Source organism: Microcystis sp. BLCC-F210 (assembly GCF_042134685.1).
Taxonomy (GTDB): Bacteria; Cyanobacteriota; Cyanobacteriia; order Cyanobacteriales; family Microcystaceae; genus Microcystis; species Microcystis aeruginosa_D.
Genome location: NZ_CP169647.1, coordinates 494,084 through 507,990, shown reverse-complemented (window position 1 = coordinate 507,990; position 13,907 = coordinate 494,084). Strand labels below are relative to the sequence as shown.

At 39.7% G+C, this 13,907-nt stretch carries 11 protein-coding genes, 4 pseudogenes and 1 CRISPR repeat array; of the genes and pseudogenes, 6 read left to right on the top strand and 9 right to left on the bottom strand.

From position 1 onward, the window contains the following. Window positions 1-181 precede the first annotated feature (181 nt). Window positions 182-963: pseudogene (locus ACE3JL_RS02540) on the top strand (ISKra4 family transposase); the annotation flags it as partial. A gap of 26 nt (window positions 964-989) precedes the next feature. Here ACE3JL_RS02540 and ACE3JL_RS02535 read toward each other — a convergent pair. Further along, window positions 990-2,204, bottom strand: a pseudogene (locus ACE3JL_RS02535) (ISL3 family transposase). Between the two features lie 174 nt (window positions 2,205-2,378). On the opposite strand from ACE3JL_RS02535, the pseudogene ACE3JL_RS02530 reads away from it, so the two are divergent. Next, window positions 2,379-2,675 (top strand): annotated as a pseudogene (locus tag ACE3JL_RS02530) (ISKra4 family transposase); the annotation flags it as partial. Window positions 2,676-2,823: 148 nt separating this feature from the next. On the opposite strand, the gene ACE3JL_RS02525 reads toward ACE3JL_RS02530, so the two are convergent. The 3 genes and pseudogenes from ACE3JL_RS02525 to ACE3JL_RS02515 form a co-directional block, all read right to left on the bottom strand. Then, window positions 2,824-3,132 carry a DUF4926 domain-containing protein gene (locus tag ACE3JL_RS02525; RefSeq protein ID WP_375328776.1) on the bottom strand — a complete coding sequence of 103 codons (309 nt, stop codon included), beginning with the start codon at window positions 3,130-3,132 and terminating at the stop codon, window positions 2,824-2,826. A 117-nt stretch (window positions 3,133-3,249) separates the two neighbouring features. Beyond that, window positions 3,250-3,573, bottom strand: a complete 324-nt coding sequence (locus tag ACE3JL_RS02520; RefSeq protein ID WP_375329574.1) for a DUF6883 domain-containing protein — start codon at window positions 3,571-3,573, stop codon at window positions 3,250-3,252. Window positions 3,574-4,383: 810 nt separating this feature from the next. Continuing rightward, a pseudogene (locus ACE3JL_RS02515) lies at window positions 4,384-5,335 on the bottom strand (ISNCY family transposase); the annotation flags it as partial. Between the two features lie 177 nt (window positions 5,336-5,512). On the opposite strand from ACE3JL_RS02515, the gene ACE3JL_RS02510 reads away from it, so the two are divergent. Beyond that, window positions 5,513-6,727 carry an ISL3 family transposase gene (locus tag ACE3JL_RS02510; protein WP_375328775.1) on the top strand — a complete coding sequence of 405 codons (1,215 nt, stop codon included), beginning with the start codon at window positions 5,513-5,515 and terminating at the stop codon, window positions 6,725-6,727. Window positions 6,728-6,840: 113 nt separating this feature from the next. Here ACE3JL_RS02510 and ACE3JL_RS02505 read toward each other — a convergent pair whose 3' ends face one another. Further along, window positions 6,841-7,053 carry a hypothetical protein gene (locus ACE3JL_RS02505; protein WP_375329660.1) on the bottom strand — a complete coding sequence of 71 codons (213 nt, stop codon included), beginning with the start codon at window positions 7,051-7,053 and terminating at the stop codon, window positions 6,841-6,843. Window positions 7,054-7,500: 447 nt separating this feature from the next. Further along, window positions 7,501-7,748: a CRISPR direct-repeat array (repeat unit 35 nt; unit sequence CTTTCATCTCTTACTCCCCGCAAGGGGACGGAAAC). A gap of 31 nt (window positions 7,749-7,779) precedes the next feature. On the opposite strand from ACE3JL_RS02505, the gene ACE3JL_RS02500 reads away from it, so the two are divergent. Together ACE3JL_RS02500 and ACE3JL_RS02495 are read left to right on the top strand one after the other, a co-directional pair. Further along, entirely contained in the window at window positions 7,780-9,417 is a 1,638-nt protein-coding gene (locus ACE3JL_RS02500) for an iron ABC transporter permease (RefSeq protein ID WP_271990319.1), read from the top strand. 168 nt (window positions 9,418-9,585) lie between these two features. Beyond that, window positions 9,586-10,011 (top strand): photosystem I reaction center subunit II PsaD, encoded by a 426-nt coding sequence (locus ACE3JL_RS02495; RefSeq protein WP_002740397.1) that lies wholly within the window; start codon window positions 9,586-9,588, stop codon window positions 10,009-10,011. Window positions 10,012-10,159: 148 nt separating this feature from the next. On the opposite strand, the gene ACE3JL_RS02490 is transcribed toward ACE3JL_RS02495, so the two are convergent. After that, entirely contained in the window at window positions 10,160-10,348 is a 189-nt protein-coding gene (locus ACE3JL_RS02490) for a hypothetical protein (protein WP_375328774.1), read from the bottom strand. 51 nt (window positions 10,349-10,399) lie between these two features. Here ACE3JL_RS02490 and trpE point away from each other — a divergent pair, with 51 nt between their 5' ends. Beyond that, window positions 10,400-11,920: an anthranilate synthase component I gene (gene trpE, locus ACE3JL_RS02485; RefSeq protein ID WP_375328773.1), complete on the top strand. Its 1,521-nt coding sequence runs from the start codon at window positions 10,400-10,402 to the stop codon at window positions 11,918-11,920. 690 nt (window positions 11,921-12,610) lie between these two features. Here the strand turns inward: trpE and ACE3JL_RS02480 are convergent. Genes ACE3JL_RS02480 through ACE3JL_RS02470 form a run of 3 tightly spaced genes read right to left on the bottom strand, consistent with a single transcriptional unit; the run spans window position 12,611 to window position 13,374 of the window. Further along, a complete protein-coding gene (locus ACE3JL_RS02480; protein ID WP_271992205.1) occupies window positions 12,611-12,904 on the bottom strand; it encodes a DUF86 domain-containing protein in 294 nt (97 codons plus the stop codon). Continuing rightward, the gene (locus tag ACE3JL_RS02475; RefSeq protein ID WP_375328772.1) at window positions 12,876-13,076 is read right to left on the bottom strand and encodes a hypothetical protein; all 201 of its coding nucleotides are present in this window, start codon (window positions 13,074-13,076) and stop codon (window positions 12,876-12,878) included. The genes ACE3JL_RS02480 and ACE3JL_RS02475 overlap by 29 nt, the downstream gene beginning before the upstream one ends. A 19-nt stretch (window positions 13,077-13,095) precedes the next feature. After that, entirely contained in the window at window positions 13,096-13,374 is a 279-nt protein-coding gene (locus tag ACE3JL_RS02470; protein WP_375328771.1) for a nucleotidyltransferase family protein, read from the bottom strand. Between the last annotated feature and the right edge of the window lie 533 nt (window positions 13,375-13,907).

Here is a 13,907-nt window from a genome sequence, read left to right as displayed (position 1 = left end):
TTAAACCTTTTCCTGTATGGGTTTCAGCTATTTTTGGGCGTAGGCTCTCTCATCGAATTTTATTTTAAGTTAATTATTTGCATAACAGTTACCGAAGAGCCAACTTGATCACAAAGAGAAATGAGATTATAATGGTTATAACTTACAATTCAGAATAGCTCTCGATGGGAGGAATAATTCAATGTTATCAGAAAATGAAAAAAGAATTAAAGAGTTATGTCAAGAGTTAGGGCAATGTCTCTATGAGCAATCCCAAATTAAGAAATTTAATAACTTGGGAGAGATAGAGGAGACTGTTAGAGATTTAATGATTCATTATGTTAACCCAGAAATCGGTATTTTTTTGTCAAAACAAGCACAGAAGAAACCGCCGGTCGGACGAGAAAAGTGAAAAGCATTTTGGGGGAATTACCAATTACAGAAAAACAAGCGAAGAAGTTAGAAGTAAAGCCTCGGACTCAGATGAGTCCAATGTTAGAGAAGAACTGTTTGCTATTAAGTGGCGATGAATCCTACGAGAAATCGGCGCAGAAAATCAAATTATTGACAGGGATTGCTGTTTCTCACAGTACCCAACAACGCCTCGTACATCGCTATGCTTTTGAAGAATTACCGTCTAACCCAGAAGTGGAAGTGGAAGAAATGAGCCTAGATGGCGGTAAGGTACGACTAAGAACTGCCAAGGGAAAAGCCTTAATTTGGCGTGATTATAAAGCAGTGAGTTTTCATCAACTGGGGGTAGCGGCTTTTTTTCAAGATAACTCAGCTTTATTAGATTTGGTTAATTCTCAAGTTTTGGCCAAGCCTTTAATTTGTTTAGGAGATGGACATGATGGTATCTGGAATTTATTTCGTGAGATCGGAGAGAAACAGGAAAGAATTGAAATATTGGATTGGTATCATTTAATCGAAAACCTCTATAAAGTTGGCGGGTCATTCCAGCGAATTGAGGAGGTAAAATGTGGCTCTTCGTTACCCTTTATGCTAAATCAACAAACAAGATGCCAAGATAACATACTTCTAACCCAAAAATTCCGAAAGTTTCTAAAGCCATAGGCTCTCCGTTTTATTAGTTTAAGTTTATTGTTGATTCCCTCGACCACCCCATTCGTGGTCCTTCGCTCGAAATAACTAATAATTTCTCCAAACCAGTTTCGGATTGTTTGACAACTCTTGGTAAAAACACTGGAGGATTTTGCCAACCATTCTGAGATAGATAGCAGTCCTTCTGTCGGATTCTCTGAGGTTTCATAAATCTTTCTCAATTCTTCCTTTAACTCCTGCATCTTTTTCAAATTTGGAAAATTTTCTTTGATAGCTTCTAGTTTAATTTTTTGGGTTTCCGTTAAATCTTTTTCATTTTTTAACAAGCTATATTTACTTCGCTTTAAAACTTCTAGCTTTGCTTCTTTTTCCGCTTTCTGTTTTTTATTTTTCTGCGCTTCTACGGCTCTTTTTTCTGCTTTTCTTTGTTCGTCTAACTCTTGATTAATTTGTTTCATTACATGGAATCTATCGGCGACTACCTCGGCCGATGGCATCAATTCTTTCACCAAATTTTTATAGGGCAACCAAAGGTCTATGCTGACTTCTTCAATTTGCTCTAATACCTCTTTTCCCCACCCTGTAAGCGTTTCCCTCAATTCTTCTTGTGTTCGCTTCTCTAGAATAGCTATTAGTTTTCCCGTATCTAAATTTACTAAAACCGCACAGTAATTTTTTTGTCCTTTGACTAGAGCGATTTCATCAATTCCTAGTCTTTTTAATTTCGATAGGTCTGTCTCTGTAATTTCTTCAGCTATGTCCTCTATCATTCTTTGAATCTCTTCTTCCGTTACGTCATTTCTTCGGCTAACATTTAAAATATCTCCTGATTTTAATTGTTCGAGTATATTCTCGGCTAGTCTTTTCGTATAGGTTCGTTTCTTGCCGACAAAATCTAACTCTTCGCTAAAGGGTTTCTGACAATTACCGCACTTAAATTGACGACGATTAACTTGTAGGTACACTGGTTGACCTGAGAGCGGTAAATCTTTGACTAAATGTCGATGATTTTGGTGGAGTTTATCGCTCTCTAACCCACAACGAGGACAGACTGCTTTTTTATTTTTCGATTCGACTGGTCAAACTATACCGATATTTTCTAGGTGTAGATAGCCTTGAATAGAGGTTCCTTCTAGGTTCAAAAATTTGTCAAGTATCATAAGTAAAATACTCTGGTTTTTGGCTATTATATCAAATCTTAACTCGATTGTCTATCTTTTTGTATTAACCAGTTTGTGCCTTAAACCTTTTCCTGTATTGGTTTCAGCTATTTTTGGGCGTAGGCTCTCTCATCGAATTTTATTTTAAGTTAATTATTTGCATAACAGTTACCGAAGAGCCTAAAATGTTTTCTATGGAAGGGGGACGTAGACGCCGCTATCTCTTGTTGTGAAGGATGGTCAGAGCCGCAAGTTGAGAATTTTATTACTTATTTGAACAAGCATAAACATCGAATTGTCAATTATGGTTATTTGCAGGCAGAGGGCATTTCTATCGGCTCTGGCTCTGTTGAATCAAAAATTAAACAAATTGCTCATCGTCTCAAAATTACTGGTGCAAGTTGGGAATCTGGTAATGTACCGCAAGTCCTTCGTCATCGCTGTGCTTATCTAAATGGTTGCCTTTTTTAACTTTTTTATTGATCTCATTAAGCATTTCTACTTATTGCAAAGGTGAGATGCTCCCTTTGTGCCTTAAGTCCTTCCCTATATAAATTTTAGCTTTTATTTTAAGTTAATTATTTGCATAGCAATTCTGGAATAGCCTATTTTTCCGATTTTATTGATACAAAGAGCGGGTGAAATCTAAAACTTTTTGTTGCTTTTCTTTGGGTAATTTATCGATTAAAGCTGTTATCTTTTCTGTTAAAGATAACCAAGTTTTGTTCTGAGCTTTCCAGATGACAAGAAATTGCTGCATTGGGAGAGAACAAAGGGCGATAGTTTCCCCTAGATCATTACTAAATTCAATTTCGTAACAACCATCATTGTAGTCTTCAACAATTGTCCCTTGTTCTCCCATTATTAAGTTATGTTCAGGCAAGTCAACTAATAATTCCACGAGGTCAAATAATTCTGGTTTAATCATGGTCTTTTTCTCACATATAAAGTTACTATAGCGGTTCTCGCATCTGTGCGGCACACTTAAACCTTTGCTGATTAAGCTGTTCAGGATCGGGAATGTACCTCTTGTGAATCAGAAACGCTATAATTTAGCTGTATCACTATCAGGCTCAACAATCCATCCAGTCCTCACTATTTCTTGTTGCCCTGGTTCAATTCCTGTAATTTTTAGGTCAACTTGATAGCGTTTGCCATGTCGATCTGTACTTTGATAAACAGCTTTTGCTTCAAGGGATTTGTTAGCGGTTTGTTGTAGAAGTGGCTCATAATTATCTTGAGTATATCCTAAGTGGCGTTGAAACATGATGGCTTTATTTAATCCTTTTGGATTGTCTAAATTGAGAGCATATTGGGTTAATTTTCTAGAATCTATTTTGACTTTGTTGACAATATCTTTTAATTTTATTGGAATTAAGATGATTATTAATTTTGACTTTGCCTCTAGTTTCATATTTCATAAGGGAGCATCTCATACTAAATCCGTTGAGTATAGGTAACATATCAGGATAGGCAAAAGGCAAGAGGCAAGAGGCAAAAGGGGGAATAAATAATCAGTTTTTAATAACTGGATTTAGTCTCACCTTTGCAATAAGTAGAAATGCTTAATGAGATCAATAAAAAAGTTAAAAAAGGCAACCATTTAGCTCTGGACTTTACCCGTACAAAAATACTAGCCATGAGTAAAAGTCTTACAGAGCCTTAGTTAAAGCCATATAATACCAATGAGCTACTGAACACAAAATCCTGAAGTCTTTACGCAGATAGGGTTTGAGGCAAAATTTTTCAAATTCGACCCTTAGACCATTATAGCTTGTTTCGGGTCAGAAAACCAGCAAAAACATGGTTACAGAGGGAATCGCTTACTCTAGAGATTAATGACACCATCTGTCACCAGCAATTCTCATTTTGAAAACAAAAGAAGATAAAGTTCTCTTGTTCACATAGAGAACTTCTGTCTAATTATCATTTTTTTTCAAGATAATCATCATAATTAGCTTCAAGAGACAGTTTTAAAATATCTGCCCATAAAAAACTTATCTCAACTCATAAATTTAGCTGAAATTCTGACCTAATTTGTGGTTTTTTCAATGAATAAAATAATCTTTCCTTCTCTCGAAAAATTGACATTTTTAACTAGAATTTATTTTTTTGAGCGGGACATATTCGGTAAGAATAAACAAGAAAAACTCTGACCAATTCTTAAACCAAAAATATTTTAATAAAGTACGAATATCATTAAAAAAACTGGTGCGAGTAACTAATAACTCACGAATCTTTTGATAAGTATGATTAACTAAATCTAAAACGGTATGAAATAAAAAAGCTAGTAAATTTAAAGACAACAAGAACTCGCATAAATGACTTTGACCATGACCAAAATTATGTTCTAAATTATAACCGTGATTTTTAAGAACGTTATTTCCTTCATTCTCAACTTTCCATCTGCTGCGTCCAGCTTTGACAATTTTTTCAACATTATTTTCAGTAATTTGATGATTGGTAATCCAATTATTTTGATAGATAATTTTCTGTGTTTTTTCATTAATGACCGTGACTTCACACCAATTAACTTCGAGACTTGACTCGACCTCTCTCAGAGGAACTCTAGAAACATAACGATAACGATAAATGAGATTCTTTCGTCCATCCCATTGTTTCTTTTCTACGGCTTTAACTTCTCCACTTTTTTCTAAAAATTCTAGCCATTCATATAAGGTTTTATGAGAAGTTTCAAGACAAACAAAAATAAAATTATAACCTTGTTTTAGAGCTAACTCACAGATAGGTTGGCGAGAGTATAAGTCATCTCCTAACAGGGTTACAGGATAACCATACTTCTTTTGATGATTCTTATCTAACCATCTTTTAACAGCCGCATTTTCACAATCTTGTTTTTGCTGCCCATCTTGTTTTTTAATAAATTCTGGTTCTAAATTAATCACTTGTTTTTGCTCAGGAGAAACCACAATTGGCGTGACGCAACCATGAAAATAAGTTGTCGTTCCATTACGATGATTGCGGCAATTACAATGGGGACAACTAATTTTCTTTGAAGAAAAATATTCCGTACCATCTAAAGCTATTAAAATTTCCTCATCTAAGTAGAAAAATTTTTTAATAACTCCCTGTTTTTTTAACCATTGATAGACTTGTTGAAAAGAGCGGCTCTTCGGTAACTGTTATGCAAATAATTAACTTAAAATAAAATTCGATGAGAGAGCCTACGCCCAAAAATAGCTGAAACCCATACAGGAAAAGGTTTAAGGCACAAACTGGTTAATACAAAAAGATAGACAATCGAGTTAAGATTTGATATAATAGCCAAAAACCAGAGTATTTTACTTATGATACTTGACAAATTTTTGAACCTAGAAGGAACCTCTATTCAAGGCTATCTACACCTAGAAAATATCGGTATAGTTTTCCAAATCGAATCGAAAAATAAAAAAGCAGTCTGTCCTCGTTGTGGGTTAGAGAGCGATAAACTCCACCAAAATCATCGACATTTAGTCAAAGATTTACCGCTCTCAGGTCAACCAGTGTACCTACAAGTTAATCGTCGTCAATTTAAGTGCGGTAATTGTCAGAAACCCTTTAGCGAAGAGTTAGATTTTGTCGGCAAGAAACGAACCTATACGAAAAGACTAGCCGAGAATATACTCGAACAATTAAAATCAGGAGATATTTTAAATGTTAGCCGAAGAAATGACGTAACGGAAGAAGAGATTCAAAGAATGATAGAGGACATAGCTGAAGAAATTACAGAGACAGACCTATCGAAATTAAAAAGACTAGGAATTGATGAAATCGCTCTAGTCAAAGGACAAAAAAATTACTGTGCGGTTTTAGTAAATTTAGATACGGGAAAACTAATAGCTATTCTAGAGAAGCGAACACAAGAAGAATTGAGGGAAACGCTTACAGGGTGGGGAAAAGAGGTATTAGAGCAAATTGAAGAAGTCAGCATAGACCTTTGGTTGCCCTATAAAAATTTGGTGAAAGAATTGATGCCATCGGCCGAGGTAGTCGCCGATAGATTCCATGTAATGAAACAAATTAATCAAGAGTTAGACGAACAGAGAAAAGCAGAAAAAAGAGCGGTAGAAGCGCAGAAAAATAAAAAACAGAAAGCGGAAAAAGAAGCAAAGCTAGAAGTTTTAAAGCGAAGTAAATATAGCTTGTTAAAAAATGAAAAAGATTTAACGGAAACCCAAAAAATTAAACTAGAAGCTATCAAAGAAAATTTTCCAAATTTGAAAAAGATGCAGGAATTAAAGGAAGAATTTAGAAAGATTTATGAAACCTCAGAGAATCCGACAGAGGGAATGCTATCCATCTCGGAATGGTTGGCAAAATCCTCCAGTGTTTTTACTAAGAGTTGTCAAACAATCCGAAACTGGTTTGGAGAAATAATTAGTTATTTCGAGCAAAGGACAACAAATGGGGTGGTCGAGGGAATCAACAATAAACTTAAACTAATAAAACGGAGAGGCTATGGCTTTAGAAACTTTCGGAATTTTTGGGTTAGAAGTATGTTATCTTGGCATCTTGTCTGTTGATTTAGCATAAAGGGTAACGAAGAGCCGTTTTTTTTATTGTTCGCCTCTTCTAGAAAATAGTTGCTTCGTACTATATTTTCCCTGCCAAAATCGGGGTTAATGCTCTATTTATTTCAAAATGAGAATTGCTGGGGAATGCCTTCATTCATGGACAGTGTTGCTCCTTTAAGAGCCAGTTTTAGATTGTCGATAATATCATCGGGTAATTTTGAGAGATTGGCCAGGGTTCTTTTTTTGACTTGATCTCCTTCTCGGTAGGACTCCCGAAGAAGAACAGCGGGGGGGGAATTACGGTTAGGAACTTTTTCTATATACATGGCTATCATTTTAGCAAATAGAGAGAATTCTTGTCCATTAAGAAATGTTACAAATTACATGGGTATATTGAGAAAAGTTAAGGGGGTGCATCCATTGATGGATAAGGATTTTCGGCTATTATGGTATATATGTATGGGGGAAGTTCAGATATTATCTGAGAACGGTGGATTTTTACCCGACTATTAACTATGATGGTGATCGCCCCTGTACCTTGACAAATCTATAGAGTTTTCCCCTGTCTTCGATCCTTCCGTCGGGGCAAATCGACGCACCTAACCCCACGGTCTGAAAGACCATATTTTCCGTCGAGGTGCGTCGATTCCTCTCCCCGTCTAGGTTTCAGGCTTCAAAAAAACAAAATATGGCGATTAGTAACTCTCTGCGGTAAGCTCTAAATAGGGATGCGTCGATTTAGCGTCTAGAAACCTTTCGCCACAAGACTTCCTAGAGTAGCTCTTTCATCTCTTACTCCCCGCAAGGGGACGGAAACGGATTTTGTCTGGGAATAATATGCACTTTTTTGATGCTTTCATCTCTTACTCCCCGCAAGGGGACGGAAACCCTTGAACGGGTAGCAGGACCTACCGCTGGAACTGGGCTTTCATCTCTTACTCCCCGCAAGGGGACGGAAACTCAAACCGGAAGATACTGCCATCGATGGTTATGTACTTTCATCTCTTATTCCCCGCAAGGGGACGGAAACTACTAAAATTGCTTTAACAATCTTATTAAAAATGTTTTTGCTGAAAGAATCTCGCTCTTTTTTTAGACAGGGATGGACAATTGCAGTTTTACTAATTGCCCTGCTTGTTTCCCTGCCAATTTTATCGGTGGCCAGTAGTTTATTAACTAATTCCAGTCAAGTCTGGCAACATCTGATCGAAACTGTTCTCTGGGATTATCTAGTTAATTCTTTTTGGTTAATGAGCGGGGTGGGTAGCGGTGTTTTAATCATCGGTGTTGGCACAGCTTGGTTAATAACGATGTGTCAATTTCCCGGTAGTAAACAATTTCAATGGTTATTATTACTACCCCTTGCCGCTCCTGCCTATCTCTTGGCCTATACTTATACCAATATGATGGACTATTTTGGTCCAGTACAGACCTTCTTAAGAAGTGTTTTCGGTTGGAATAGTGTCGAAGATTATTGGTTTCCTAATATCCGTTCTCTTTGGGGTGGGATTCTGATGTTAATACTGGTGCTTTATCCCTACGTTTATCTGTTAGCAAGGGTCGGTTTTTTAGAACAATCTGTCTGCACAGTGGAGGCAAGTCGCTCCTTGGGATGTAATCCTTGGCGCAGTTTTTTTACCGTCGCTTTACCCCTAACAAGACCGGCAATTATGGCGGGATTAGCCCTAGCTTTAATGGAAACTCTGAACGATTTTGGTACGGTGCAGTATTTCGGCATTAATGCTTTTACCACGGGGATTTATAATACTTGGTTCGGTATGGGAGATCGCATAGCAGCGGGGCAATTATCCACAGTTTTAATGGTATTTATCCTCGTTTTAGTTTTCCTTGAACAATCCTCCCGTCGTCAAGCTCGTTACTATGAAATGACCAATCGTTTCCAGTCACCGACTAAGTATAAACTGGGATTTATTCGCAGTTTTTTGGCAATGATCTCCTGTTTTGTGCCGGTATTTCTGGGGTTTATTGCCCCTGCTTTTTATCTAGCTTATCTAGCCTTTAATCATGCCCAAGAAACTTTTAATAATGACTTTTTTAGTCTATCGGGAAACAGTTTTTTTCTGGCTAGTTTAAGCGCAATTATTGCGGTAGTTTTAGCTTTAATTCTCGCCTACGGGGAAAGACTTAATCCGAATAAAACTCTTAAGGGTTCTGTGCGGATTGCGGCTGCTGGTTATGCTATCCCCGGCATCGTTATCGCAGTGGGGGTTTTAATTCCTCTCGGCAAATTAGATAACTTTTTCAACCAAGGATTAAATATCAATTTAATTCTGAGCGGCACAATTTTCTGTTTGATTTTTGCCTATGTTGTCCGGTTTTTAGCCGTAGCTTTTTCCACGTTAGAATCGAGTTTAAGTAAAATCAAACCTAGTTTAGATGATGCTTCCCGCAGCCTTGGCTATGGCACCGGTGCCACTTTAATTAAAGTGCATATTCCTCTTTTGTCAGGGGGATTATTGACGGCGGCTATGTTAGTTTTTGTCGATGTGATGAAGGAATTACCCGCTACTTTGGTGTTAAGACCTTTTAATTTTGATACCCTAGCGGTGCGCGTTTATCAATACGCCAGTGATGAACGTTTGGTGGAAGCGGCGGCACCGGCCCTGGCCATTGTCCTAGTGGGATTAATTCCGGTAATTTTTTTAAGTTGGCAAATTTCCCGACGGGCGATCGATTAAAGTGGTGGTCGATTCCTAGACCAGTTGGCGATCGGCCAGCAGCTTAGTTCTATAGTTTAGTACAAAATAATGTTACAGTTCTTGACAAGACTACTAGAGAGGGGGGGTGTCAGTGATAGGATTCCCTAAAACCCCTTTTCTTTATTTGTGTAGAGAGAACAACATCCTATGACAGAACTTTCTGGAAAAGCTCCCAAGTTCGGTGGCAGCACGGGCGGTTTACTCGCCAAAGCCGATCTGGAAGAAAAGTACGCCATCACCTGGACAAGCAGCAAAGAACAAGTCTTTGAAATGCCCACCGGTGGCGCCGCTATCATGAACGAAGGCGAAAATCTCCTCTATTTGGCTCGCAAAGAACACGCGCTCGCTCTTGGTACCCAATTCCGGACGAAATTTAAGCCCAAAATCGAAGATTACAAAATCTATCGGATTTACCCCAGTGGTGAAGTGCAGTATCTCCACCCTGCTGATGGTGTCTTCCCCGAAAAAGTTAACGCTGGTCGTGAATTTTTCGGCAAAAAAGACCGCAATATCGGCAAAAACCCCGAACCAGCGACAATTAAGTTCTCTGGTGTCACTCCCTACGAAGCATAAATAAACCCTAAAATCGAGAGTGGGGAGTTAGATTTAGAAGCTATTTAGCCCCAAGATTTGACTTCCGACTCTCGATTTCTCTGATCGCAATCAATTGCTAGTTAGGGTTTGTTGAAAAAGTCTTTCTTGGGGTTGGGAGTTAGGGTGGTCACTGCGTGCGCGTTGCGGGGGGTGTTAGGGTGTTAGGGTGATGAGACAACTTCCCCATTCCCCCACTTCCCCACTTCCCCATTCCCCATTCCCCATTCCCCATTCCCCATTCCCCATTCCCCCACTTCCCCACTTCCCCACTTCCCCACTTCCCCACTTCCCCACTTCCCCCTCCTTCATAATTCATAATTTATAATTCATAATTCATAATTCCTTCCGTTTCCTGAACCATCAAAATATGATCTTCCCCGACTTCGATCGCTTTCGTGAACTGGCTGGCCAAGGTAACTTTATTCCTGTCTATCAAGAATGGGTCGCTGACCTAGAAACGCCGGTTTCGGCCTGGTATAAAGTTTGTGCCGATCAAGCCTACAATTTTTTATTAGAGTCGGTGGAAGGGGGCGAAACCTTGGGACGCTATAGCTTTTTAGGCGGCGATCCCGTCTGGGTATTGGAAGCGCGGGGAAACACCACCACCCAAACTTTTCGCGATGGTTCTCAAGAAATTTTTTCGGGGGATCCTTTCGAGATTTTAACTCAATGTTTAGCCCCGATTATTCCGGTTAAATTGCCGCAATTACCCGCCGGAATAGGGGGTTTATTTGGTTTTTGGGGTTATGAATTAATTAATTGGATTGAACCGCGAGTGCCTATTTATCCCGCTACCGATGCGGATCTACCGGATGGTATTTGGATGCAGGTGGATAATCTGATTATTTTCGATCAAGTTAAACGGAAAATATGGGCGATCGCTTATGCCGATATTCGGGGTAAAAATCCCGATTTAGCGGCCGCTTATCAAGCAGCCTGCGATCGAGTTACACAGTTAGTTCTGAAGTTACGATTACCCCTACCAACTAATGCCAAAACCCTAGAATTATTACCAGTTGGACAGGGAAAAGAATTAGTTTATGAAAGCAATACAACTCAGGAAAAATTCTGTCAAAATGTCCTAAAAGCTAAGGATTATATCAAAGCGGGGGATATTTTTCAGGTGGTTATTTCCCAGCGTTTAAATGCCAATTATCATGGTCATCCCTTCGATTTATATCGTTCCTTGCGTCTGATTAATCCTTCTCCCTACATGGCTTTTTATAACTTTAAGGATTGGCAAATTATTGGCTCTAGTCCTGAAGTGATGGTTAAGGCAGAACGGGACGAATTAGGTAAAATAAAGGCTACGGTTAGACCAATTGCTGGAACCCGTCGCCGGGGACAAAACTTCGGTGAAGATCAAGCTTTAGCAACGGATTTACTGCAAGATCCCAAAGAAATTGCCGAGCATATTATGTTAGTGGATTTGGGGAGAAATGATCTAGGTCGGGTATGCGATCGAGGTACGGTTAAAGTGGATGAATTAATGATCATTGAACGTTATTCCCACGTTATGCACATTGTTAGTAATGTGGTGGGGGATTTAGCCACCAATAAAAGTGCTTGGGATTTATTAAAAGCTTGTTTTCCGGCAGGAACCGTCAGTGGGGCCCCGAAAATTCGCGCTATGGAAATTATCCATGAATTAGAACCCTGTCGTCGTGGTCCCTATTCAGGGGTTTATGGTTACTACGATTTCGAGGGACAGTTAAATAGTGCCATCACAATTCGCACTATGATTGTTCGTCCCCAAGGTAATCAAAATTATCTGGTTTCTGTGCAAGCGGGAGCGGGGTTAGTAGCCGATTCTGAGCCGGAAAAAGAGTACGAAGAAACCCTCAGCAAAGCGAGGGGTTTATTGGAGGCAATTCGCTGTTTAAGTTAGATTTTTTAACCCAGATTCAGTTAAGGAGATTTTCCTATGATTTCTGAGCAGGAATAGGGTTAACTAACTAGGGTTTGCCGAAAAAGTTTTTCCTGGGGTGTGGACTTCGGCCGTGAGCTCAGCGTTCGACCGAAGTCTCACGCCGAGGTCCGAACGGGTGTAGGGTGTGGAGTTTTTTCAGGGAAAAAGTGCCTAAATTTTCCCTCCGATCACTGCAATTACTGGCACTTTTCGGCTCTTCTAGGTTCTGTGTAATACTAAATCTGGTTATTAAAAACTGATTATTTATTCCCCTTTGCCTTTTGCCTCTTGCCTTTTGCCTCTCCTCATAACTAGCCTGTACTCAACGGATTTAGTATAATCAGCTTAACTTACCATAGAAGCGATCGATCTCTGTGTCCTCTGTGTCTCTAACATTCCCCAACTGGTCCCACCAGACCAGCATCGCACTTTAATCCACAGTTTCAATAAATGTGCATGGTGCGTTCCCCAAAAATCGATCAAGCGTACTGCTATGCAGTGTCTTCGCCATCGCACTATTCTCAGGGTTCAGGTGGAATCTGTAAATGCAAGTCTTCAATCAGTGACGGGATTTCAGCCTGAATCACATCCCATAAGTACCTAAGCAAAATTAATTACACATATCTAACCCCCTCTTGCCTTTTGCCTCTTGCCTTTTGCCTATCTTTACTAGGAAATTAATTTTGCACGACTACTTACAATATTGAGGTTGACATCATCATACTCGTGTACTAACCGATTTCTCATTCCATTGATTTCTTGCCAAGCAATGTTGGGAAAGATCTGGCGGGTTGTTTCGGAAACTCGTCTGGCGGCTTCGGCAATCACCAATAGCCGTCGAATGACTGAATCTTGAAGCTGCACATTGGCAACGAACTCAGCTTTTGAGCATTGAGCCGTGTAGGTTATGATCAGTTCTGCGGATTGCAGCATATCAAGCAGGAATTGAAGATCCCGTTGCATAAATCACCTGGGCAGAGGAAAGAATTTCGTGGCGGCGTAAATAGTTACGGCTAGTTTCAATACCTTGGCGGGTAATCAGATCAATGTCTCGGTGAAACATCGTTTTTAATTCTGCTTCCATCTGATTCAGGCTGCTGAAGGTGGGATGTGCCTCTGGGTGAAACTGCACCATAATAAGTAGTCGTGCAAAATTAATTTCCTAGTAAAGATAGGCAAAAGGCAAGAGGCAAAAGGCAAGAGGGGGTTAGATATGTGTAATTAATTTTGCTTAGGTACTTATCAATATCGCTGTCGGGGCGAAAGTCATCGCGCAGGACAGAGCCGAAAAGGGCAAATTCGGTCACTTGCCAGCGTTGGCAGAAATCAGCAATTTTTTCCGTTGGCAGATCGATCGCACCTCTCAAGCGGGTGACTGCCGCTGCCTCGGCTAAATCTATTGCTTGTTGGTGAAACGTTTGAATCTGGCTCATTGAAGTAAGGCTCCTCCAGGATTCTGTTTTGTGCTAACGACAGAGATCGGGCGACTGAACTCCACCACAATGATATAGGCTGGCAACCTTTCTGGGTCAGATGCACCAGTTTGTTCGATTTTCTGCTTGACTCTGGCATTAATTTTACTGCGATTGCCGTTATTGCCCCACAGAAACTAGAGGATCAATTTTACCTTAAATGTCGGCTTGAAGGAACCCTCGGTTTTACCTCGGAGATGAAAGGTTACGCCAATATAAAACAGCACTTCCACAGGCTCAGTGTCCACACTTCAACACATTTCGACACGCTCAATGTAAAGGCTCAGTGACAGGAAGCACAGCTAAAAATAAGCGACCCTGTTGCAACTTTTGCCCCTCTACTTTAACCTAAACATTGGGAATCTTCGCTAACACTCCTCAACTCAACCCACCAGAGCAGCATCGCACTTTAACCCACAGTTTCAATAAATGTGCATGGTGCGTTCCCCAAAATCGATCAGTAGAGCAATAGGACTTGCATTAGGGAACGCACC